The sequence below is a fragment of the Streptomyces sp. NPDC051218 genome (genome assembly GCF_044455475.1).
Lineage (GTDB): Bacteria > Actinomycetota > Actinomycetes > Streptomycetales > Streptomycetaceae > Streptomyces.
This window is the reverse complement of sequence record NZ_JBITEU010000009.1, coordinates 88,690-109,352: the sequence shown is the minus strand read 5'-3', so window position 1 is coordinate 109,352 and position 20,663 is coordinate 88,690. Positions and strand designations below refer to the sequence as shown.

Sequence of the window (20,663 nt, the reverse complement as noted above, 5' to 3'; positions counted from 1 at the left end):
GTTCTGATCCCTCAGGACCGGGCTTCGTCGTACGCCAGCCGCGCTTCCTGTACGTCCGCCAGGCGCCGCTCGGTCCACTCGGCGAGCGCCCGGACCTGCGTGCCGACCTCGCGTCCGAGGTCGGTGAGCGAGTAGTCGACGCGGGGCGGGATGACCGGCTTGGCGTCGCGGTGCACCAGGCCGTCGCGCTCCAGGGTCTGGAGGGTCTGCGTCAGCATCTTCTCGCTGACCCTGCCGAGGGCCCGGCGCAGCTCGCTGAAGCGGTACGAGCGTTCGTCAAGGGCGATCAGGACGAGCACGCCCCAGCGGCTCGTGACGTGTTCCAGGACGAGGCGCTGCGGGCACATGCCCTCGTCCCCGAGATTCCAGTTACTTACTGCCATGCCAGTACCTTACTTCAAAGTGGGTACTTTCCATTAGTTAGCGCCCGACGTAGGCTCACTGTCGAACCGCACCAAAGGGCATCAGAGGGAACCAGAGGGAGATAACAGACATGAGCATCGTCGTCACCGGAGCCACCGGACAGCTCGGCCGTCTCGTCATCGACGGGCTGCTCGGCGCGCAGGTGCCCGCCGGGCAGATAGCCGCCGTCGTACGCGACAAGGAGAAGGCCGCCGATCTCGCCGCGCGCGGTGTCGAGCTGCGCATCGCGGACTACAGCGCCCCCGAGACCCTCGCCGATGTCTTCGCCGCGGGCGACAGGGTGCTGCTGATCTCCGGCAGTGAGGTCGGGCAGCGGGTGCCGCAGCACGCGGCGGTGATCGACGCGGCCCGTGCGGCGGGCGTCGCGCTCCTCGCGTACACCGGTGTCCTCGGCGGACCCGATGCCGACTTCGAGCTCGCGGCCGAGCACAAGGCGACCGAGCGGCTCATCCTCGACTCCGGGCTGCCGCACACGTTCCTGCGCAACGGCTGGTACCACGAGAACTACACGGCCAACCTCGCCCCCGTCCTGGAGCACGGCGCCGTCGTGGCCTCCGCGGGCGACGGCAGGGTCGCCTCCGCCTCGCGCGCCGACTACGCGGCCGCCGCTGTCGCCGTACTGACGGGCGAGGGCCACGAGGGCAAGGCGTACGAGCTGAGTGGCGATGTCGCGTGGAGCCTGGCCGAGTACGCCGCCGAGATCGCCCGGCAGAGCGGCAAGGACATCTCGTACGCGAACGTCCCCGCCGAGCAGAACCTCGCGATCCTGACCGGGGCGGGCCTGCCCGAGCAGCTCGCCGCGATCCTCGTCGACGTGGACTCGGCGATCGAGCGAGGCCTGCTCGCCGGCACGAGCGGCGATCTGGCCCGGCTCATCGGGCGGCCGACGACGCCGGTCGCGGACGCGGTCTCGGCGGCGCTCAAGGGCTGAGGGCAAATGGGGGGGCGGGGCGTCGGGGGCGGCGGGGGGCGGCGGGGGCGGCGAGACGGAGGTCATGACCGTTTTCGTGAGACGGGCATGACACCGGGCCTCCTGTCCCGCTACCTTCTTGGGGGCAGCGTGGGGCTGCCATGCACCAAGGAGGGCCCGTGGACGCTGCCGCAGCTGAGAAGTCGAGGGGCGAACAGCGCACCGGACTCCTGAACGGCTTCGCGGCCTATGGAATGTGGGGCCTCGTGCCCCTCTTCTGGCCCCTGCTCAAGCCGTCCGGGGCGGGCGAGATCCTCGCGCACCGCATGGCCTGGTCGCTCGTCGTGGTGGGCATCGCGCTCCTCGTCGTGCGGCGCTGGGCCTGGGCGGGCGAGCTGATCCGCCAACCGCGCAAGCTGGGCCTCGTGACGATCGCCGCGGCGGTCATCACCATCAACTGGGGCGTCTACATCTGGGCCGTGAACTCCGGCCACGTCGTGGAGGCCTCCCTCGGCTACTTCATCAACCCCTTGGTCACCATCGCCATGGGCGTCCTGCTCCTCGGCGAGCGGCTGCGTCCCGTGCAGTGGACGGCCGTCGCCGTCGGCCTCGCGGCGGTCCTCGTCCTCGCCTTCGGGTACGGGCAGCCGCCGTGGATCTCGCTCTGCCTCGCCTTCTCCTTCGCCACGTACGGCCTGGTGAAGAAGAAGGTCGGGCTCAGCGGTCTGGAGTCGCTCGCGGCCGAGACCGCGGTCCAGTTCCTGCCCGCGGTCGGCTTCCTGGTGTGGCTGAGTGTGCGGGGTGACGCCACGTTCGGTGCGGAGGGCTTCGGGCACGGTGCGCTGCTCGCGGCGACCGGTGTGGTCACCGCGATCCCCCTGGTCTGCTTCGGCGCCGCGGCGATCCGGGTGCCGCTCGCGACGCTGGGGATGTTGCAGTACCTCGCGCCCGTCTTCCAGTTCCTGCTCGGCATCCTGTACTTCCACGAGGCGATGCCGCCCGAGCGGTGGGCCGGGTTCGGGCTTGTGTGGCTGGCGCTGACGTTGCTGACCTGGGATGCGGTGCGCGGCGCGCGGCTCAGTGCGGGGCGGCTTGCTGCTGCTCGGCGGGGTTCCGTGGCTTCGGTTGCGCCGCCTGCCGCGGGGCGGGAGACCGAGCCGATGACTCCCGCTGTGGGGCGGGAGTCGGAGACCTCGGTCTGATCCTGGGCTGCGGTCCGCTCTTGCCCGCGGGGCCGTTGTGGCCTGCGGCTCCCTGTGGCGTGGGGCTTCCTGTGGCCCGGGGCTTCCTGTGGCCCGGGGCCGTGGTGGCCGGTCGCGCAGTTCCCCGCGCCCCTTGAGTTCTTGGCTGCGGGGCCTTTTTGGCGCGGGCTCGTTGTGGTTGAGCGCGCCGTTCCCCGCGCCCCTATGGGGGGCTGGTGTTGGGCGGTGATTCTTGTCCGTCGGTTCGTTGTGGCTGGGCGCGCCGTTCCTCGCGCCCCTTTGGGGCGCTAGTGCCGGGCGGTGATTTTTGTCCGCCGGCCCATCGTGGTTGAGCGCGCCGTTCCCCGCGCCCCTTTGGGGCGCTGGTGTTGGGCGGCATCTTTTGTCAGTTGTGCCCATCGTGGCTGGGCGTGCCGTTCCTCGCGCTCCCTTGGGGCGTTAGCGTCGGGCTGTTCCCTCCGGGGTCGTTTTCGCGTACTCCGTGAAGTCGCGTGGTTCTCGGCCCAGTACGTCTCGTACGCCGCTCACCGGGGTCGCGTTGTAGCCGTCCGTCAGCCAGGTGAGGACGTTTGCGAGGGCTCGGGCCGGTTCGGCGGGGACCTTGGCTGCGGTCAGCTCGGTCACGTACTCGTCCGCCGTGATGTGCTCGAAGCGCATCGGCCGCCCCCACGCGTCCGCCAGCTCCGCGACCGCTTCGGCGAAGGTCAGTGCTCGGGGGCCGGAGAGTTCGTAGACCCGGCCCGTGTGTCCCTCCTCGGTGAGCAGCGCGGCGGCCACATCCGCGATGTCCTCCGCGTCGACGAACGGTTCGGGCACGTCGCCGACCGGCAGCGCGAGACGGCCCTCGCGCAGGGGCGCGGCGAAGATGTCCTCGTCGAAGTTCTGCGAGAAGTTGTTGGGCCGGATCACCGTCCAGTCCACGCCCGCCTCGCGCACCACGCGCTCGGCCTCCGCCATCGACGGCTCGAAGGAGTCGCCGAACACCTCGACGCCCCGCCCGGAGAGGACCACGAAGCGGCGTACGCCCGCTGCCGCCGCCTGGTGGACGAAGTCGGCGATCGGGCCTGGCTCGGGCGGGCCGACCAGGTAGAGCGCGGTCGCTCCTTCCAGGGCCGGGGCCCAGCTGGCGCGGTCGTACCAGTCGAAGCGGCTCTCGCCGGAGCGGGACGCCGCGCGTACGGCGTGGCCCTGGTCCCGCAGCCGGGCCACCACCCGGCGGCCGGTCTTGCCGGTGGCGCCGAGGACGAGGATGAGGGCGTCGGAGGCTTGGCGGATCGCGGGGTCGGCAGCCTGGGTGTTCTTCGCGTTGTCGGTCATGGGTACAGCCAACTGCCCCGGCGGCGCTGGGCACATGGGTGCTCGTCTCGCCCGCATGGGAGTACGTCCACGAGCCCGCGGCGCCGTCTACGGTGGGGGCATGGACGCTCTGGGGGATCTGCTGCGAGGGGTGCGTGCGGACGGCGCGCTGTTCAACCGCGCCGTGCTGACCGGGCCTTGGGAGACCGGCCACACCGAGGGCGCTGCCCTGACGCTGATCGCGATGGTGCACGGCACGGCTCGGGTCACCGCCGCGTCGGGAGAGCCGCGGACCCTGCGGGAGGGCGGCGCCGCCGTGGTCTGCACCACGGCGCCCTTCACCTTGGCGTCCACGCGGGACGGCAGCGAGAGCGAGCTCATCACCGGGGCGTATCAGCTGGACGGAGCGGTGGGGCGCCGCCTGATCAGCATGCTGCCACCGCTCCTCGTGGTGCCGTCCGGCGACGACTGCCTGCCCATCCTGGAGCTGATCGCCGCGGAGGTGGCCGCCGACCGGCCGGGGCGCCAGTACGTGATGGACCGGATGCTCGACTGGATGCTGGCCTGCACCCTGCGCGACTGGTTCGACCTGCCGGACTCCTGCCCGCCCTCCTGGTACCGCGCGCTCGGCGACGAGGTGGTGGGCCCCGCCCTGCACGCCATGCACGACGAGCCGGCGCGGCCCTGGACGGTGGCGTCGCTCGCCACGCGCGCGCGGGTGTCACGCGCGGCCTTCGCCCGTAACTTCGCCGAGCTGGTCGGCAAGCCCCCGATGGCGTACCTCACGGAGTGGCGGATGACGCTCGCCGCCGAGCTGCTCGCCGAGCCGGGCGTGACGGTGGCGTCGGTGGCCGGGCAGGTCGGTTACGCCGACGCGTTCGGCTTCAGCGACGCCTTCAAGCGGATCCGGGGCACCACACCGAGCGGCTACCGCGCCTCGCTGACCGCCGGGCGGCCGGGGGCCGGCTCGCTGCGGGCCGTGGGGTGAGCGGCTCGCGGCGGGAGGCGCCGTGCCGGGTCCGCGCGTGAAACACGTCGGCCCCACCTCCTGCGATTCGGGCGTCATCGTCGCTACCTTCACCCATAAGGGAACAGAAGTGATCGAAAGCGACATGATCTGACCGAGCTTGGCGGGAGGTCGAGCCCTCGTGCCCGAGACGACGCCCTCAACCGGCCGCCTCCCGAGCCGATCCCCCCACCACCGCCTCGTCGGCAGCCGGCTCTCCGCCCGCGACGACTTCCCCCTCCTGGCCGTCTGCCTCGCCTTCGCCGTCCTCTCCCTGGCCCTCGTCCCCCTCACCCTGTCCCTCGGCTGGGACGAGATCGTCTACGCGAGCCGCTTCCCGCCGTACGCGCCCGCCACCCCGTTCAGCGCTCCCCGCACCCGAGGCGTGCCGCTCCTCATCTCCCCCGTGGCGACCTGGAGCGACTCGACCGTCCTGCTCAGGGTGTGGCTGACGCTGCTCTCGTCCGCCGCCCTCTACCTGGGCTTCCGCCCCTGGCTGCGTGTCGTCGCGCACCGCCCCGTCGCCGTCGGCGTGGCCGCCGGTCTCTACGGCAGCCTCTGGTTCGCGCTGTTCTACGCGAACGCCGCGATGCCGAACCACTACACCGCCATGGGCGTCACGGCGGCGGTCGGGCTCTTCCTCGGGGCCCGCCCCGGACGCCTCGCCCTCGCGGGGATCGCGGCGGGGCTCGCCGTCGCCGCCCTGATGCGCCCCAACGACGGCGCCGCCGTAGCCGTCCCGCTGCTCGCCGCGGCCCTGCTGGTGCCCGCCTGGCGGTCACGGGGGCGCCTGCTCGCCGTGATGGGCGGCCTCCTGGCCGGTCTGCTGCCGTGGGCCATCGAGGCGTACGTCCGCTTCGGCGGTGTCCGCGCACGGCTCACCGCCGCGAGCGACGTGCAGGGCGGCCTGCGCCCCCTGGCCGCCATCGAGGCTCAATTCACCGCCCTGGACGGCCCTTTGCTGTGCCGGCCATGCGCCGCCGACCAGCTCAGAATCGTGGCCGCGGAGTGGTGGATCCTGCTGCCCCTTCTCGTGGCCGCCGGGCTGTGGGCCGCGGGGAGGACGGTCGACGCCATGGCCGCGGGCCCCATCCTCGGGGCAGCCCGTCGCGACCTCTGGCTGGCCGTGGTCGCCGCCGTGGCCGCCGCCCTGCCCTACTTCTTCCTCGTCCCCTACGGGGCTCCCCGCTTCCTCCTGCCCACCCACGCCCTCCTCGCGGTTCCCGCCGCCTTGGGCCTCCTTGCCCTCGTCGACCGGGCGAGGCGCCCCGCCGGTCGCGCGAGGCGCACCATCGCCGTCGGCGTCGTCGGCCTCCTCGTCGCCCACCTCGCGGTCCAACTCCCGCTCGCCTTCGGCAACGCCCGTATCCAGGTCGGCGCCCGCGGCGACTGGGACCGCATCACCGACGTCCTGTACGAGCACGGGGTCCGCGCCCCCTGCCTCCTGAAAGGCAACACTTCGGTGATCCCCATCGCGTACGTCTCCGGATGCTCGGCGGTCCGCCACGGTGACCGGCGGCAGCCCGCCGCTCTGGTCCTGCGCGGGAAGAAGCCTCCGCGCTGGGCCCGTGACTGGCGGCGCCACCCCGTTCCGGACACCTATGCCCCCGGCTGGGCCGTGTTCGTGCCGCCGGTGACCGCCTTGCGGAACACCCCGCCCGATATGCGCTCTTGACGCACGGTCAAGCTCACCCCCACCATCAGGCACGCCAATTCCGTTCGACGTTCGCGGAATCGGCGTACCGCGAACCCCCCACGCAACGAACGATCCAACAGAACACGGAGCCCCCCACATGAAGCTCTCCGTTCCCGGACGCGCCACGGCGGCCGCCGTCATAGCCGTCACCGGACTCTTCACGACCAGCGCCCTGTCCTCCGCGGCCCCGGCCCCCACAGCCGCCGCGCCCGACATCTCCGTGGCCAACGTCCAGGGCCACCTCTCGCAGCTGCAGTCCATCGCCTCGTCCAACGGCGGCAACCGTGCCCACGGCAGCGCGGGCTACAAGGCCTCCGTCGACTACCTGAAGGGCAAGCTGGACGCGGCCGGATTCACCACGTCACTCCAGGAGTTCACCTCCAACGGCAAGACCGGCTACAACCTGATCGCGGACTGGCCCGGCGGCTCCGCCGACCAGGTCGTCATGGCGGGCTCGCACCTGGACAGCGTCGGCTCGGGACCCGGCATCAACGACAACGGCTCCGGCTCCGCCGCCATCCTGGAGACCGCGCTCACCGTGGCGCGCGAGCAGTACAAGCCGGCCAAGCACCTGCGGTTCGCCTGGTGGGGAGCGGAGGAACTGGGCCTCGTCGGCTCCTCGCACTACGTCGACGAGCTGCCCGCGGCCGAGCGCTCGAAGATCAAGGGCTATCTGAACTTCGACATGATCGGCTCCCCGAACCCGGGCTACTTCGTCTACGACGACGACCCGGCCATCGAGAAGACCTTCAAGGACTTCTACGGCGGCCTGGACATCACCACGGAGCCCGACGAGGAGGGCGACGGCCGCTCGGACCACGCGCCGTTCAAGGACGCGGGCGTCCCGGTCGGCGGACTGTTCAGCGGCGCCGACTACAAGAAGACCGCCGAGCAGGCCCGGAACTGGGGCGGCACGACCGGTGAGCCGTTCGACAAGTGCTACCACTCCGCGTGCGACACGGAGTCGAACATCGACGGCACCGCGCTCGACCGCAACAGCGACGCCGTGGCGTACGCGGTGTGGGGGCTCTCCGCCTGAGCGCGCCGCACTCCCGGCTCAGGTAACCCCTGGACGCAATTACCTGCGCATGCATATAGTGCATGCGCAGGTAATTGCACGGCCCTGTACCTGCACGGCCGTGCGCCACCACGCCTCAGACCAGGGGGACCACCATGACCCGCACGTTCCTGTTCGTGCTCGGCAGCTCGCGCCCCGACGGCAACACGGAGACACTGGCCCGCAAGGCCGCCGAGCAGCTCCCGTCGGACGTCGAGCAGCGCTGGCTGAACCTCGCCGACCACCCCGTACCGGACTTCGAGGACCTCCGCCACGACAGCGACCACGTCCGACCGTCCGGCAACAACGTCGCGACACTGCTCGACGCGACCGTCGAGGCGACCGACATCGTCATCGCGTCGCCCCTGTACTGGTACTCCGTCTCCGCCAACACCAAGCGCTACCTCGACTATTGGTCGGGCTGGCTGCGCACCCCCGGCGTCGACTTCAAGGCCACGATGGCCGGGCGCACCCTGTGGGGCGTGACGGCGCTCGCCGACGACCAGCCGGTCGTCGCCGATCCGCTGGTCGGCACCCTGCGCAACTCCGCCGCGTATCTCGGGATGCGCTTCGGCGGCGTACTGCTCGGCAACGGCAGCAAGCCCGGTGACGTACTGGCGGACGAGCGGGCTCTGACCGAGGCCAAGACGTTCTTCGCGCAGGAGCCTGAGCTCGCGCGCTTCCCGTACGAGAGCTGACGCCCGCTACGCCGTGATGTCCTTCGCCCCGAACCTCGCCCACGCCGCCGTACCGAACAGGGCCGCGTACAGGCCCTGGAGGCCGAGGTTCTTGACCAGCTCGTCCCAGTAGACGGGCTCACGCATCAGGTCCGCGAAGGACAGCCAGTAGTGCGAGAAGAAGTACGGCTGGATGGCGTGCAGTTGGGGGATCTGGTCGAGGATCTGGATGGTGATGAGCAGTCCGACGGTCGTCGCCATCGCCGCGATGCCGCTGCTCGTCAGCGTCGACACGAACAGACCGAGCGCCGCCACACCGATCAGTGACGCGGCGACCACGAGGGCGATGAGCAGGGCCCGCAGCAGCCCTTCGCCGAAGCCGATCCGGGTGCCGGAGATCGTGGTGACCTCGCCGAGCGGGAACAGCAACGCCCCGACGGCGAGCGCGGACACGGCGACGACGAGCGTCGCGACCAGGCAGAACGTCATCGCCGTCGCGTACTTGGCGAGCAGCAGGCGCGTCCGTCCCGCGGGGGCGACCAGGAGGTAGCGCAGCGTCCCCGCGCTGGACTCGCCCGCGATGGAGTCGCCCGCGACGACACCGACCGCCATGGGCAGGAAGAAGGGGAGGGTCGCGGCAAGCGCGGTGAAGACCAGGAACAGGCCGTTGTTGGTGACCTGCGCGATGAACGCCGGCCCCCCGCCCTCGCCTCCCCCACCCATCGACGAGCCGTCACTGGTCTCGATCTTGACGGCGACGCCCACGAGGATCGGCACGGCGGCGAGCACGCCGAGCAGGGCGAGGGTGCGCCAGCGGCGGAAGGTGATACCCAGCTCGCTGCGGAAGAGGCCGAAGGTCCAGATCCACCGCACTTCGCGGGGGCCGCTCACCTCTCGTACCGCATCGGCTCGTACGTCATCCGCTCGGACGCCGTCGGCATCTGTTCGTACGCCGTCGGCCTCAGCCCGCGACATCGAAGCCCTCCCCCGTCAGCGCCACGAAGGCGTCCTCCAGCGAGGCCCGTTCGACGCCGAAGCCCCGTACCCGTACGCCCGCGCCGACCAGCGCGGCGTTCAGCTCCGCGAGGTCGGTGCCGGTCTCCGCGCCCGGTGGTTCGCCCGTCACGCGGTCCTCCGTCACGACGAGGTCCGTCACGCCGAATTCCTTCAGGACACGGACCGCCTCCCCCGTGTCCGGCGTCGTCACGACGAGCCGCCCCCGCGCGCCGGCGGCGAGTTCGGCGACAGGGCCCTGGGTGATCAGTCGGCCCTGGGCCATCACCGCGGCATGCGTACAGACCTGCTCGATCTCGTCCAGGAGGTGCGAGGAGAGGAAAACAGTCGTACCGTCCGACGCCAACTCCCGCACGAGCGAACGGATTTCGCGCATGCCCTGTGGGTCGAGGCCGTTGGTCGGCTCGTCGAGCACGAGGAGTCTGCGCGGCTGGAGCAACGCCGCCGCGAGGCCGAGGCGCTGCTTCATGCCGAGTGAGTACGCCTTCGCCTTCTTGCCTGCGGCGGCGCTCAGCCCCACCCGGTCCAGGGCCGCTCCGGCGCGGGCGCGGCGGGTGCGCGGATCGGCGGTCGGGTCGGCGGCGTCGTACCGCAGGAGGTTGTCGCGGCCGGAGAGGAAGCCGTAGAGGGCGGGGCCCTCGATGAGCGCGCCGACGTGCGGGAGCACCGCTCGCGTGTCGCGCGGCATGGGGCGGCCCAGGACCCGTGCCTGGCCGGAAGTCGGCTCGATCAGGCCCATGAGCATGCGGATGGTGGTCGTCTTGCCGGAGCCGTTCGGTCCGAGGAACCCGAAGACGCTGCCCTGGGGGACGGTGAGACTCAGCTTGTCCACGGCCAGTTGCTTGCCGTAGCGCTTGGTGAGGGCGTCCGTCTCGATCACGCTGTGCGGCGGGCTGCCGTTGCTGGGCGGCACCTTGTCCTCCCTCACCGTTGCGGCGGGCTCAGGGTGGTTCCCCCCTGAACCCGCCGCCTGTTGGGCCTCTGCGAGTGCTTGCGCTCTAGCTCGCCGCGTTCGCCGCCTTCACGAGGGCGTCCTTGGTGACCGCGCCCGCGTAGACCTTGCCGTCCTCGGTGATGAGGGCGTTGATCAGGCGCGTCTTGAAGACCGTGCCCGAGCCGAAGTCGCCCGACACCTTGTCGCCGAGCGAGTCGAGGAGCTGCTGCGCGTCCGGCGGGACGTCGCCGGAGCCGCCCGTCGGGATGCCCTGGCCGCCCGGCAGTTCCAGCTCGGCGATGGAGTTCCAGCCCTTGCCGATGACGTTCAGGCCGTTCAGGTCCTCGCCGCCCTTGAACTCCTTGCCCTTGGACGCCTCTCCCTTGAACTCCTTGGCGTCGTCGCCTTCCGTGACCTTCGCGCCCTTCGGCGGCGTGAAGTCGAAGGTCGACGCCTCGGGCTTCGCGAAGTCGACCTTGGTGAAGCCCGCGTCGACGACCGCGCTGCCGCCGCCCGACGGGCTGAGCGTGAACTTCAGCGGCGTACCGGTCTTGGCGTCCACGGCGACCGTGATCTGGCCGACCGTCGAGCCGGACTGCTTGGGCTTGATGACCAGGCGGTAGGCATCGCGGCCGGCGACCTGCGCGGTGCCGTCCACCTTCACCGACGTCGTGTCGTCGACTGCCTTCAGCGCTTCGTCGGCCAGTTCCTTGGGAGTGGACGGGACGTCCTCGGGGAGGTTCTCGGGGGCGTCCTTCTTGCCGGAATCCCCGGCCTTGCCCGCCGACTTGGAGTGGTGGACCTCGTTCGACTTGCTGTCGTAGGCCCACACGTCGTCGCCGTTGTGGATCAGGCTGTACTCGGCCGCGTCGTCCAGGACGGACAGCTTCTGCTTGTCGGGGCCGTCGGCGGCGACGCGCAGCGTGTGCGTGCCGGTGGCCAGTTCCATCAGCTTGGCCTGCGGGTCCGCGGCCGAGCCTTCGTCGCCGCCGTCATCGCCGCCCGAGCCGCCGCCCTGCGCGAGGCCGCCGGCCATGTCCCCGCCGAAGGACGGGAGGCCGAGGTCGGTGCTGATCTTCACGGTGCCGGAGAGCTGCTCCGTGTCCGACGCGGCGATCTTCTCGATGAGTTCCTGCGCGGTGACATCGGGCAGCTTGGGGTCGCCCGACGTGGCGAGCGCCGGGACGAGCCCGATGGTCGCCGCCGCCACCCCCGCCACCGCGACGGGAACCACGTAACGCGCCGCCTTGCGGCGGCCCACGCGCAGCTCTCCGGTCTCGCTGGTGTTCTGCTCCGGTTCGTACGGTGCCATTGTGTGCCCTACCTCCGTGGTCGGCGGCGGCCTTCCCAGTACGTGCGTGCGTCCACTCCGCGCCGCCATTCTCACCCGAATAGGTCAGGAGTGGTTGTTCTTGCCGGACCTTGTTGTTGTCCATACGACCAAATCGGCCAGCCAGAAGCGTCAGACCCCGGGAGCAACTCCACGTACTGCTGAGGGATGACACAAGGGGCGGTACCTCCCCCAACCAGTAGGGGAAGCACCGCCCAGGCAGTCATGGCCCAACTCAGGGCACAGCGCCACACGTAGTCCGTCTTCCACGGCACGCTCGCGACAGCGGGTGTGACCTCGGTCACATTCTGCGCTCGGGCCTCAGCCGGCCCGGTGCACCACAAGATCGCAGAGCTCGACCAGCGCCGCCTTCGCGTCGCAGTCCCGCAGCGGCGCGAGGGTGTCCCGCGCCTCCTCCGCATACCGCACGGTGTCCTTGCGCGCCTGCTCCAGGGCCGGGTGGACCCGCAGCCGCGCCAGCGCCTCCGCGTGCCGGGCGTCGTCCGTCAGGTCCGAGTCCAGGAGCTCGCACAGGGCGATGTCCTCGGGGAGCCCGAGCTTCTCCACCCGCTCACGCAGGCGCAGGACCGGAAGCGTGGGAATGCCCTCGCGCAGGTCGGTGCCGGGCGTCTTGCCGGACTCGTGCGAGTCGGATGCGATGTCCAGTACGTCGTCGGCGAGCTGGAAGGCGACACCGAGCCGCTCGCCGTACTGGGTCAGGACGTCCACGACGGTCTCGTCGGCGCCCGACATCATGGCGCCGAAACGACACGCCACGGCGACGAGCGAGCCGGTCTTGCCGCCCAGCACGTCGAGGTAGTGGTCGACCGGGTCGCGGCCCTCGCTCGGCCCCGCCGTCTCCAGGATCTGGCCGGTGACCAGGCGTTCGAACGCCTCCGCCTGGATGCGAACGGCGTCCGGGCCGAGGTCCGCCAGGATGTACGAGGCGCGGGCGAAGAGGAAGTCACCCGTGAGCACGGCGACGGAGTTGCCCCAGCGCTGGTTGGCGCTCTCGACCCCGCGGCGCACGTCCGCCTCGTCCATGACGTCGTCGTGGTAGAGCGTCGCGAGGTGCGTGAGCTCGACGACGACGGCGGAGGGCACGACCCCCGGCGCGTACGGATCGCCGAACTGCGAGGCGAGCATCACGAGGAGCGGCCTGAACCGCTTGCCGCCCGCGCGCACCAGATGCTGCGCGGCCTCCGTGATGAAGGGGACCCCGCTTTTGGTGGCGTCGAGCAGACCTTCCTCGACGGCCGCCAATCCGGCCTGGACATCGGCTTCGAGAGCCTGGTCCCGCACGCTGAGGCCGAAGGGCCCGACGACGGTCACGAGGGGTTCTCCTGTCTGCTGACGATCACAAGTCGGTCACTCGGTCGATCATCACTCGGTCGGTCTTTGCGTGATGATCGCTTCGATGACACGGTTTGTCGATGTGTCGCTGCCATCACTCAAGTCAGCGTATCCGGTCGCCTTTCGATCACAGTGGGCACCCGCCTGTGCAATGCCGCCCAGGCGGCACGCGGTGACCACCGGTATGTTCTTGATCAGCTGATACGCCCCAGAACCACCGGGAGCAGAACCTTTGTCCCGCATCGAGCCCGACACCGAACCGCCCGCGGAGCCGCCGACGGAGCCGCCGCCCGGGGACGACCACGCCTTCTTCGGGCAGCCGCGCGGGCTGCTCACCCTGTCGGGCCTCGAGGTCTGGGAGCGTTTCTCGTTCCTCGGCATGCAGGCCATCCTCGTCCTGTACTTCGCGGACTCCGTCGCGAACGACGGAATGGGCATGAGTTCCGGAACCGCCGCCTCGGTGTCGGCGGCGTACGGAACGCTCGTCTATCTCGTCTCGGTGGCCGGCGGCTGGCTCGCCGACCGCATCCTCGGCTCGTACCGCGCGGTGCTGTGGGGCGGCATCCTCATCGCGTGCGGCCACTACTCGATGGCCGTGCCGACGGCGACGATGACCTGGGTCGGGCTCGGCCTGATCAGCGCGGGCACCGGCCTGCTCAAGCCGAACGTCGCCTCGATGGTCGGCAAGCTCTACCGCACCGACGACGACCGCCGCGACGCGGGCTTCGCCCTGTACTACATGGGCATCAACATCGGCGCCTTCGCGGGACCGCTGATCACCGGCTGGCTCGGCGACCACAAGGGCTGGCACTGGGGCTTCTCCGCGGCGGCGATCGGCATGACCTTCGGCCTGATCCAGTACGTCCTCGGCCGTCGTCACCTCGCCGGACGCAAGGCATCGGCCGAGTTCGCGCTGCCCAAGGACGCCATGCGCCGCGCGGTCGTCCTGATCGTCGTGGGCATCCTCGTGTTCGCCGCCCTCGCGGGTGTGCTCGCCGCCGTCGGCTGGCTGACGATGGACCGCTTCGTCGACCTGCTCACCGTCATCTCGGTGATCGCGCCCATCGTCTACTTCGTGGTCATGTTCCGCAGCCCACGGGTGACGTCCGAGGAGCGCGGCCGCCTCAAGCCGTACGTGGTGCTCTTCCTGGCCTCGGTCGTCTTCAACTTCATCCTCTTCCAGGCGTACTCGACGATGATCCTGCTCGCGTCGACGAACGCCGAGACCGCGATCTTCGGCTTCACCTTCCCCGCGAGCTGGTACGCCTCCGCGCTCGGCGCCTTCGAGGTCGCGCTCGCCCCCGTCGTCGCCACGGTCTGGGCCCGGATGGGCCACAGCCAGCCGCACGCCTCCAACAAGATCGCGTTCGGCGTGATCCTGGGCGGCCTCTCGTTCCTCCTGATGGTCCTTCCGACCTCCGGCCACGGCGACGACACCTACAAGATGGCGGTCTGGTGGATCGTCGGCTCGTACCTGCTGCTCGGTCTCGGCGACATCCTCGTGGAGACCTCCGGCATGTCCGCCACGACGAAGCTCGCCCCCCAGGCCTTCGCCAGCCAGACCATGGCCCTCTGGTTCCTCTCGCTCGCCCTCGCCAACGGCATCCAGGCGCAGGTCGTGAAGTTGTACGGAGAGGTCTCCAACCCGGCGTACTTCGGCGTGAACGGCGCGATCGCGGTGGCCGCCGGTGTCGCCGTCATCCTGCTCGCCCCGTGGCTGCGCCGCACCATGCACCCCGTCCACTGAGGACACATAGGACACATAGGCCACAGAGGACACTGAGGTTCCCCCCATGCAGATTCGCTCATCCTTCCCGTACGAGACGACCCGCGAGGACGTCCAGGTACCCCTCCCGGACGGGACCAAGCTGTACGCGCGCATCTGGCGCCCGGTGACGGACGAACCCGTCCCCGCGCTCCTCGAGTACCTCCCCTACCGCCTGAGCGACTGGACGGCGCCGCGCGACTTCCAGCGCCACCCCTGGTACGCGGGCCATGGCTACGCCTCCGTGCGCGTGGACGTGCGGGGGCACGGCAACTCGGAGGGCATGCCGGGCGACGAGTACGACGCGGTGGAGCTTGCCGACGGGGTGGAGGTCGTCAACTGGCTCGCCGCGCAGCCCTGGTGTTCCGGCAAGGTCGGCATGTTCGGCATCTCCTGGGGCGGCTTCAACTCCCTCCAGATCGCGGCCCTCGCTCCCGAGCCGCTCAAGGCGATCATCACGGTCTGCTCCGCGGACGACCGCTATGACAACGACGTGCACTACATGGGTGGTTCCGTCCTCGCGGTGGACATGCACGCGTGGGCGGCCACGATGCTGGCCTTCGTCTCCCGCCCGCCGGACCCGCTCTTCGTCGGCGACCGCTGGCGGGAGATGTGGGAGAGCCGCCTCGAAGCCGTCGATCCCTTCATCCACACCTGGCTCGACCACCAGACGCGGGACGACTACTGGCGGCACGGCAGCGTCAGCGAGGACTACTCGGCGATCAACGCGGCGGTGCTCGCGGTGGGCGGCTTCCACGACCCCTACCGGGACACGGTCCTGCGCCTGGTCGAGCATCTGCCGGGGGACGTACGGGGGTTGATCGGGCCGTGGTCGCACCAGTACCCGGACCGGGGCCTTCCGCCGGGCCCGGCGATCGGCTTCCTCCAGGAGACGCTGAGGTGGTGGGACCACCATCTGAAGGGCATCGACAACGACGTGATGTCCGAGCCGAAGCTGCGCTCCTGGATCAGCGAATCGCACCCGCCGGCGACGGTGTACGCGGAGCTGCCGGGCGGCTGGGTCGGCGACCCCTCCTGGCCCTCGCCGAACGTCACCCCGACCGCGTACGCCCTCCAGGGCGCCCCGCTGATCGTCAACTCCCCGCAGCACACGGGCCTGGACGCGGGCCGCTACTTCCCGTTCGGCAACGACGCGGACCTGCCGCCGGACCAGCGGGACGAGGACGCGAAGTCGGCGTGCTTCGAGTTCGAGGTCCCCTCGGCCGTACGCATCCTGGGCCGCCCCAAGGTGAAGCTGCGCCTGACCATGGACACCCCGTCCGGCCAGGCGATCGCGCGTGTGTGTGACGTGGCCCCGGACGGTTCGTCGACGCTCGTGACGCGGGGCGTCCTGAATCTCTCCTCGCGCAACGGCCGGGACAGGGTGGACCCGTGGCCGGAGGGCGGGACGGAGGACGTGACCTTCGAACTGAACGCGATCGGCCACACGTTCCCGCCCGGACACAAGATCAGGCTCGCGGTGTCGTCCGCGTACTGGCCGTGGATCTGGCCGCAGGCGGATTCGGCGGGCTTCGTCCTGGATCCGGCGGGCAGCGCGCTCGAACTCCCGGTGCGGGAGGGCGATCTGGACCCGTCGATCACGTTCGCCCCGCCCGAGCAGTCGGAGCCCCTCGGGGTGGTGTACCCGGCGACGCTCGACGAGCTGCGGCCCGAGCGTCTGGTCGTACGCGACGTGGCGAAGGGCGAATGGCGCATGGAGGTGGACCCGCGCTACGGCGGCACGCGAATCTACCCGGACGGTCTCGAATTCACCGAGGACGCGGTGGAGACGTACACGATCAACGAGAGCGACCCCCTCAGCGCCCGCACCCGCTCCGACTGGACGATCCGCCTGCACCGCCCGGAGATGGCGTGGGACGTGTCGATCAATTCCCGCTCCGAGATCACGTGCGACGCGACGGACTTCATCACCTCGAACGAGGTGGTGTGCAAGGACGGCGACGAGGTGGTGTTCCACAGGACGTGGGAGAAGCGCATTCCACGTACGGCGGGCTAGGGGGCTACTCCGCCGCTACGAGCAGCCGTTCGAGCACCACGGCCACCCCGTCATCCTCGTTCGACGAAGTCACCTCGTCGGCGGCGGACTTGAGGTCGGGGTGGGCGTTGGCCATGGCGACGCCCCGGGCCGCCCACACGAACATCGGCACGTCATTGGGCATGTCGCCGAAGGCAAGGGTGTCCTCCGCCGTCATCCCGAGCCGCTCGGCGGCGAGGGCGAGGCCGGTCGCCTTGGTCACCCCGCGCGGCTGGAGCTCGACGGTGCCGGGGCCGGACATGGTGACGGTGGCGAGGGGCCCGACGGCATCGCGTGCGACGGCGGCCAACTCGTCGTCATTCAGCTCGGGATGGCGCAGGAGCACCTTGCTGATGGGCTCGGCCCACAGGTCGTCACGCCTGCGCACGCGGACGGCGGGCAGGGTGGGATGCGGCATCAGATACCCGGGCTCGATGAGGGTGAGCCCGTCCACGCCGTCCTGGTCGACGGCGGCGTAGACCTGCCCGACCTCCGCCTCGATCTTCCCGAGCGCGGCTTCGGCGAGCTCGCGGTCGAGGGTCACGGACCAGACCATGCGGTCGGCCCCGGAGTCGTACAACTGCGCCCCCTGCCCGCAGACGGCGAGTCCGCCGCTCCCCAGATCGTCCAGGAGCGGCTTCACGCGCGGCGCGGGCCGCCCCGTCACCACCAGATGGCGCGCCCCCGCCGCGGCCGCCGCCGCCAGCACGGCCAACGACCGGTCGGAGACGGTGTCGTCGCCGCGCAGCAGCGTTCCGTCCAGGTCAGTGGCGATGAGTGAATATGCGAGGGGTGCAGCCATGATCCAGAGAATACGGATCCCGGGCGCTGCCGATAGCAACGTGACAAGAGCTGTGACGAGCGAAGTGCGCTGGTCGCACTACCGGCGCTCGAAGGATTCACTTGGACGTGTCGCCGCGAACGGCTCTTACGGTAGTACTTGACCTTGAAGCCGCCCCGGAGAGGTCATGACGCACGAGTCCGTCGCGCCCCTGAAGAGATCAGCATTCCTGATGCGACTGGACGACGGCATGCTCGACTACTTCAGGGACATCGTCGACGAAGCGGTGATCCGCTTCGGGATCTCCCGCGCGGAGGCTGTGGCTCGCGTCAACGAGAGATACGGGGGGCTGAAGATCTCCCCGTACCCGGACCTCATGTGCCACGAACTGCCGGAGTACTGGGCCTACGGCCTGTACCTCGAGCCGCTCGGGGACGGGCGGCCGCTCCCCTCCGGCGACGAGGACGAAGACGTCGACCTCTCCGCCTACGAGATCCTCCCGGCACCTCCGGAGGACTCACCGGCGTGGACCCTGGCGAGCGAAAGCTGAGCCCTCACCCGTGCGCCCGCGCCAAATGCCCCGCCAGCCGTGGCGACGCGAACTCCGTGCCGCACACGAAGCGCATCACCGGGCCGTATGACGCCGCCGCCGGGAGGCCCGTGAAGTACAGGCCCGGGATCGATGAGACGTAGCCCGCGCCCAGTTTCGGTGTGCCTCTGCTTGCTGCCAGGCGGGCGCGGAGGGCGGGGCCGAGGAAGTCCATCGCGGCGATGTCGACTCGGTATCCCGTCGCCGCTATGACGTGGTCGGCGGAAAGGTCCCGGATGCGGCCGCCCAGGGTTTCGACGCGCAGGACGGGGCTGCCGTCTCTGATGTCCGCCGATACGATCCGGCGGACCTCGCGCTTCTCGACCTTGCCCTCGAAGCGTTCACGCAGCCACCACGCGCCCAGCGGGCCCAGGATGCGGCGGACCAGGAAGTGGCGGGCCTGCGGGGGCAGATAGCGGTAGGGGTGGGGGTAGTAGCTGATGGCGTAGAGCGACCAGGCGCGGCCGAACGGCGACTCGGGGCGCAGCTTCGGCTGCTTCCACGGAGGCTCCCCGAAGGCCACCGACCCTTTGCCGCGCGCCACCACCCGCACGGTCGCGCCCGCTTCGGCGGCGAGCGCGGCCGTCTCCAGGGCCGACTGGCCTGCGCCGACCACGATCAGCTCGCGCCCCGCGAATCGCGACAGGTCGCTGTGCTGCGAGCTGTGCGAGACGGGCCCGGTGGGGGCAGGACCGTCGGGTGCCGCCGCGGCGAGCGCGGGCGGCAGCTGCGCGAGGCCCGAGAGGCCGGTGGCGACCACCACGGAACGGGCCGTGAACTGCTCGCCGGAGTCCAGCTTCAGATCGAAGCCCGCCGTGCCCTTGCGGTCCACCGACACCACCCGCACCTGCTCCAGGTCGGGCACGAGCTTCTCCTGGAACCATCGGCCGTACGACACGAAGGTCTCGATCGGGATGATGTCCTCGTCGGTCACCAGACGCGGAATGCCCGCCGCGTCGCAGTAGTCGACGAGGGTGTGGCCGCGCTGCGGCGCGTCGATGTTCGAGGCCACGGGGGTCGACTTCAGGAGCATGCCCGCGGGCATGTTCGCGCGCCAGCTCACCATCGGGTCGCCGAAGACCCGCACCGGAATGCCTCTGGCCCGCAGATGAGCCGCGGTGGACAGGCCGAACGGCCCCGCCCCGATCACTGCTACTGGATGGATCACGAAGTCCCTCCCCAGGACGTCACGTCACTTGCCGCGTGTTCCTACTTCGTGGTGGAGCGGTACTAACTGGTGGTGCTGCCGCGGCGGTTGGTCCGCCACAGTTGATAGAGATGCTTCGCCCCGGGCCGCACGAACCGCGCGAGCATCGTGAAGAACGGCTTCATGTCGTCCGCCGCGAGCCACGCCAGTTCCGTACCGCTCGCGTGTGGGGGCGCGTGCGGTGTCGTATAACCGCTGCGGCGGTAGGCGAGGAGGGCGGGCAGGTCGATGTTCTCGACGACGTAGCGATGTCCGGCGCGCTGCTCCCCCTCCGGAACCGGGCGCCCTGTCAGGTGCAGGTGCATCGCGCGGACGACGTCGATCCCGGACTCGCTCTCGAAGAGCCGGAACTGCGCGCCCACGCGAGGGTTGAAGTCGAGCAGTTTGTACTGACCGTCGCGCCGGTCGAAGCGCAGGTCGAGGTCGATGACGCCGGTGAAGCCGATCTGTTTGATGAAACGCGCGGCGAGGTCCGCGAGTTCCGGGTTGTCGACGACGTACGCGTTCGCCGTCATCCCCGCGTGCGGCGGCCAGGAGCGCACCTTGACGCCCGTGAACAGCGCGCACGGCGCGGAGTTCGCGTCGAAGTACGCGTGCACGATCCAGTCCTCGGCCTGCTCCCGCGGCAGATACTCCTGGAGAATCACCCCGGGCCGCTCGCCCCAGTCACGGGCGAGGCCGAGCAGGCCCTCCCGGGTCTCTATGCGCGTCGTCCCGTTCACCGCGGGCCGGGAGCGGCGCGTGAACGCCTCGCGGTTCTTGGCGACCACTGGGAAAACCGCGGTCGCGGCGAAGTCCGCGATGTCCCCGTAGCTCTCGGGGAACGACGCGGCGGGCGAGACGATGCCGTGCTCCACGCACAGCTCGTGCAGGCCCTGCTTGCTGGCGAGGCGGCGGGGCAACTCCGGCTCCACGCGCGGGAAGAGGAACCCCGCAGCGCTCAGCGGCTCCTGGTGCTCGGCGATGAGGACGGCCGCTTCCTCGTCGGTCGGGATCAGGACCGTGGGCCTGCCGATGCGGCGCGCGAGGCGCAGCATCCCTTCCACGAGCCGTTCCGGCTGCTCGGTCCCGGTCGTCGGCCAGGGAAAGGCGCCGGTGAGATGCCGGGAGGCGGCAGCAGGTGTGTAACGGTCCTCGGTGATCGCGTACATGGGCACGCCGAGCCGCCCAAGGCTGCGGATCGCGCCCACACCGCCGTGGTGCAGCGGATAGTTCCCGAACTTCACGATCAGGCCGGGCACCTCACGGTCGATCGCGAAGGGCACGTCGTCGTTCCTCTTGGCCACGGGTCCCCCCACGTGTCCCTCCGTATGACCCGGACCCACCCCGTCCGCGTCCCCCCAAAGGACGCTAAGCCGGAACTGACCGCTCCAGCAAGGCTTATCCGG

18 protein-coding genes are annotated in these 20,663 nt (G+C 70.5%); 9 read left to right on the top strand and 9 right to left on the bottom strand.

Going from position 1 to position 20,663, the window contains the following annotated elements; genetic code table 11:
* Positions 1–11: 11 nt before the first annotated feature.
* A complete protein-coding gene (locus tag ACIBCK_RS26220) occupies positions 12–383 on the bottom strand; it encodes a winged helix-turn-helix transcriptional regulator (protein WP_399394113.1) in 372 nt (123 codons plus the stop codon).
* A 110-nt stretch (positions 384–493) separates the two neighbouring features.
* Here ACIBCK_RS26220 and ACIBCK_RS26215 point away from each other — a divergent pair, with 110 nt between their 5' ends.
* Together ACIBCK_RS26215 and rarD are read left to right on the top strand one after the other, a co-directional pair.
* A complete protein-coding gene (locus ACIBCK_RS26215) occupies positions 494–1,354 on the top strand; it encodes an NAD(P)H-binding protein (protein WP_399394111.1) in 861 nt (286 codons plus the stop codon).
* 140 nt (positions 1,355–1,494) lie between these two features.
* Positions 1,495–2,535: an EamA family transporter RarD gene (gene rarD / locus ACIBCK_RS26210; RefSeq protein WP_399394109.1), complete on the top strand. Its 1,041-nt coding sequence runs from the start codon at positions 1,495–1,497 to the stop codon at positions 2,533–2,535.
* Positions 2,536–2,973: 438 nt separating this feature from the next.
* Here rarD and ACIBCK_RS26205 read toward each other — a convergent pair whose 3' ends face one another.
* Positions 2,974–3,852 carry an NAD(P)H-binding protein gene (locus tag ACIBCK_RS26205; RefSeq protein ID WP_399394107.1) on the bottom strand — a complete coding sequence of 293 codons (879 nt, stop codon included), beginning with the start codon at positions 3,850–3,852 and terminating at the stop codon, positions 2,974–2,976.
* A 100-nt stretch (positions 3,853–3,952) separates the two neighbouring features.
* Here ACIBCK_RS26205 and ACIBCK_RS26200 point away from each other — a divergent pair, with 100 nt between their 5' ends.
* The 4 genes from ACIBCK_RS26200 (at position 3,953) to ACIBCK_RS26185 (ending at position 8,288) form a co-directional block, all read left to right on the top strand.
* Positions 3,953–4,819: an AraC family transcriptional regulator gene (locus ACIBCK_RS26200; protein WP_399394105.1), complete on the top strand. Its 867-nt coding sequence runs from the start codon at positions 3,953–3,955 to the stop codon at positions 4,817–4,819.
* 160 nt (positions 4,820–4,979) lie between these two features.
* Positions 4,980–6,512 carry a hypothetical protein gene (locus tag ACIBCK_RS26195; protein WP_399394103.1) on the top strand — a complete coding sequence of 511 codons (1,533 nt, stop codon included), beginning with the start codon at positions 4,980–4,982 and terminating at the stop codon, positions 6,510–6,512.
* Positions 6,513–6,630: 118 nt separating this feature from the next.
* Entirely contained in the window at positions 6,631–7,572 is a 942-nt protein-coding gene (locus ACIBCK_RS26190) for a M28 family metallopeptidase (protein WP_399394102.1), read from the top strand.
* A gap of 134 nt (positions 7,573–7,706) precedes the next feature.
* Positions 7,707–8,288, top strand: a complete 582-nt coding sequence (locus ACIBCK_RS26185) for a flavodoxin family protein (RefSeq protein WP_399394100.1) — start codon at positions 7,707–7,709, stop codon at positions 8,286–8,288.
* 6 nt (positions 8,289–8,294) lie between these two features.
* On the opposite strand, the gene ACIBCK_RS26180 is transcribed toward ACIBCK_RS26185, so the two are convergent.
* The 4 genes from ACIBCK_RS26180 to ACIBCK_RS26165 form a co-directional block, all read right to left on the bottom strand.
* Positions 8,295–9,242 (bottom strand): ABC transporter permease, encoded by a 948-nt coding sequence (locus tag ACIBCK_RS26180; RefSeq protein WP_399394098.1) that lies wholly within the window; start codon positions 9,240–9,242, stop codon positions 8,295–8,297.
* Positions 9,229–10,194, bottom strand: a complete 966-nt coding sequence (locus tag ACIBCK_RS26175) for an ABC transporter ATP-binding protein (protein WP_399394096.1) — start codon at positions 10,192–10,194, stop codon at positions 9,229–9,231. The genes ACIBCK_RS26180 and ACIBCK_RS26175 overlap by 14 nt, the downstream gene beginning before the upstream one ends.
* 85 nt (positions 10,195–10,279) lie before the next feature.
* Entirely contained in the window at positions 10,280–11,527 is a 1,248-nt protein-coding gene (locus tag ACIBCK_RS26170; RefSeq protein WP_399394094.1) for an outer membrane lipoprotein carrier protein LolA, read from the bottom strand.
* Between the two features lie 339 nt (positions 11,528–11,866).
* Positions 11,867–12,877, bottom strand: coding sequence for a polyprenyl synthetase family protein (locus tag ACIBCK_RS26165; RefSeq protein ID WP_399394092.1), 1,011 nt, complete (start codon positions 12,875–12,877; stop codon positions 11,867–11,869).
* 262 nt (positions 12,878–13,139) lie between these two features.
* Here ACIBCK_RS26165 and ACIBCK_RS26160 point away from each other — a divergent pair, with 262 nt between their 5' ends.
* Positions 13,140–14,645: a peptide MFS transporter gene (locus tag ACIBCK_RS26160; protein WP_399394608.1), complete on the top strand. Its 1,506-nt coding sequence runs from the start codon at positions 13,140–13,142 to the stop codon at positions 14,643–14,645.
* A 46-nt stretch (positions 14,646–14,691) separates the two neighbouring features.
* Positions 14,692–16,680, top strand: a complete 1,989-nt coding sequence (locus tag ACIBCK_RS26155) for a CocE/NonD family hydrolase (protein ID WP_399394091.1) — start codon at positions 14,692–14,694, stop codon at positions 16,678–16,680.
* A gap of 4 nt (positions 16,681–16,684) precedes the next feature.
* On the opposite strand, the gene ACIBCK_RS26150 is transcribed toward ACIBCK_RS26155, so the two are convergent.
* On the bottom strand, positions 16,685–17,500 hold the full coding sequence (locus tag ACIBCK_RS26150) for an HAD family hydrolase (RefSeq protein ID WP_399394089.1): 816 nt from the start codon (positions 17,498–17,500) through the stop codon (positions 16,685–16,687).
* A gap of 166 nt (positions 17,501–17,666) precedes the next feature.
* On the opposite strand from ACIBCK_RS26150, the gene ACIBCK_RS26145 reads away from it, so the two are divergent.
* The gene (locus ACIBCK_RS26145) at positions 17,667–18,029 is read left to right on the top strand and encodes a hypothetical protein (RefSeq protein WP_399394088.1); all 363 of its coding nucleotides are present in this window, start codon (positions 17,667–17,669) and stop codon (positions 18,027–18,029) included.
* Between the two features lie 4 nt (positions 18,030–18,033).
* On the opposite strand, the gene ACIBCK_RS26140 is transcribed toward ACIBCK_RS26145, so the two are convergent.
* Together ACIBCK_RS26140 and ACIBCK_RS26135 are read right to left on the bottom strand one after the other, a co-directional pair.
* Positions 18,034–19,236: an NAD(P)-binding domain-containing protein gene (locus ACIBCK_RS26140; protein ID WP_399394087.1), complete on the bottom strand. Its 1,203-nt coding sequence runs from the start codon at positions 19,234–19,236 to the stop codon at positions 18,034–18,036.
* Between the two features lie 62 nt (positions 19,237–19,298).
* Positions 19,299–20,561: an ATP-grasp domain-containing protein gene (locus tag ACIBCK_RS26135; RefSeq protein ID WP_399394086.1), complete on the bottom strand. Its 1,263-nt coding sequence runs from the start codon at positions 20,559–20,561 to the stop codon at positions 19,299–19,301.
* Between the last annotated feature and the right edge of the window lie 102 nt (positions 20,562–20,663).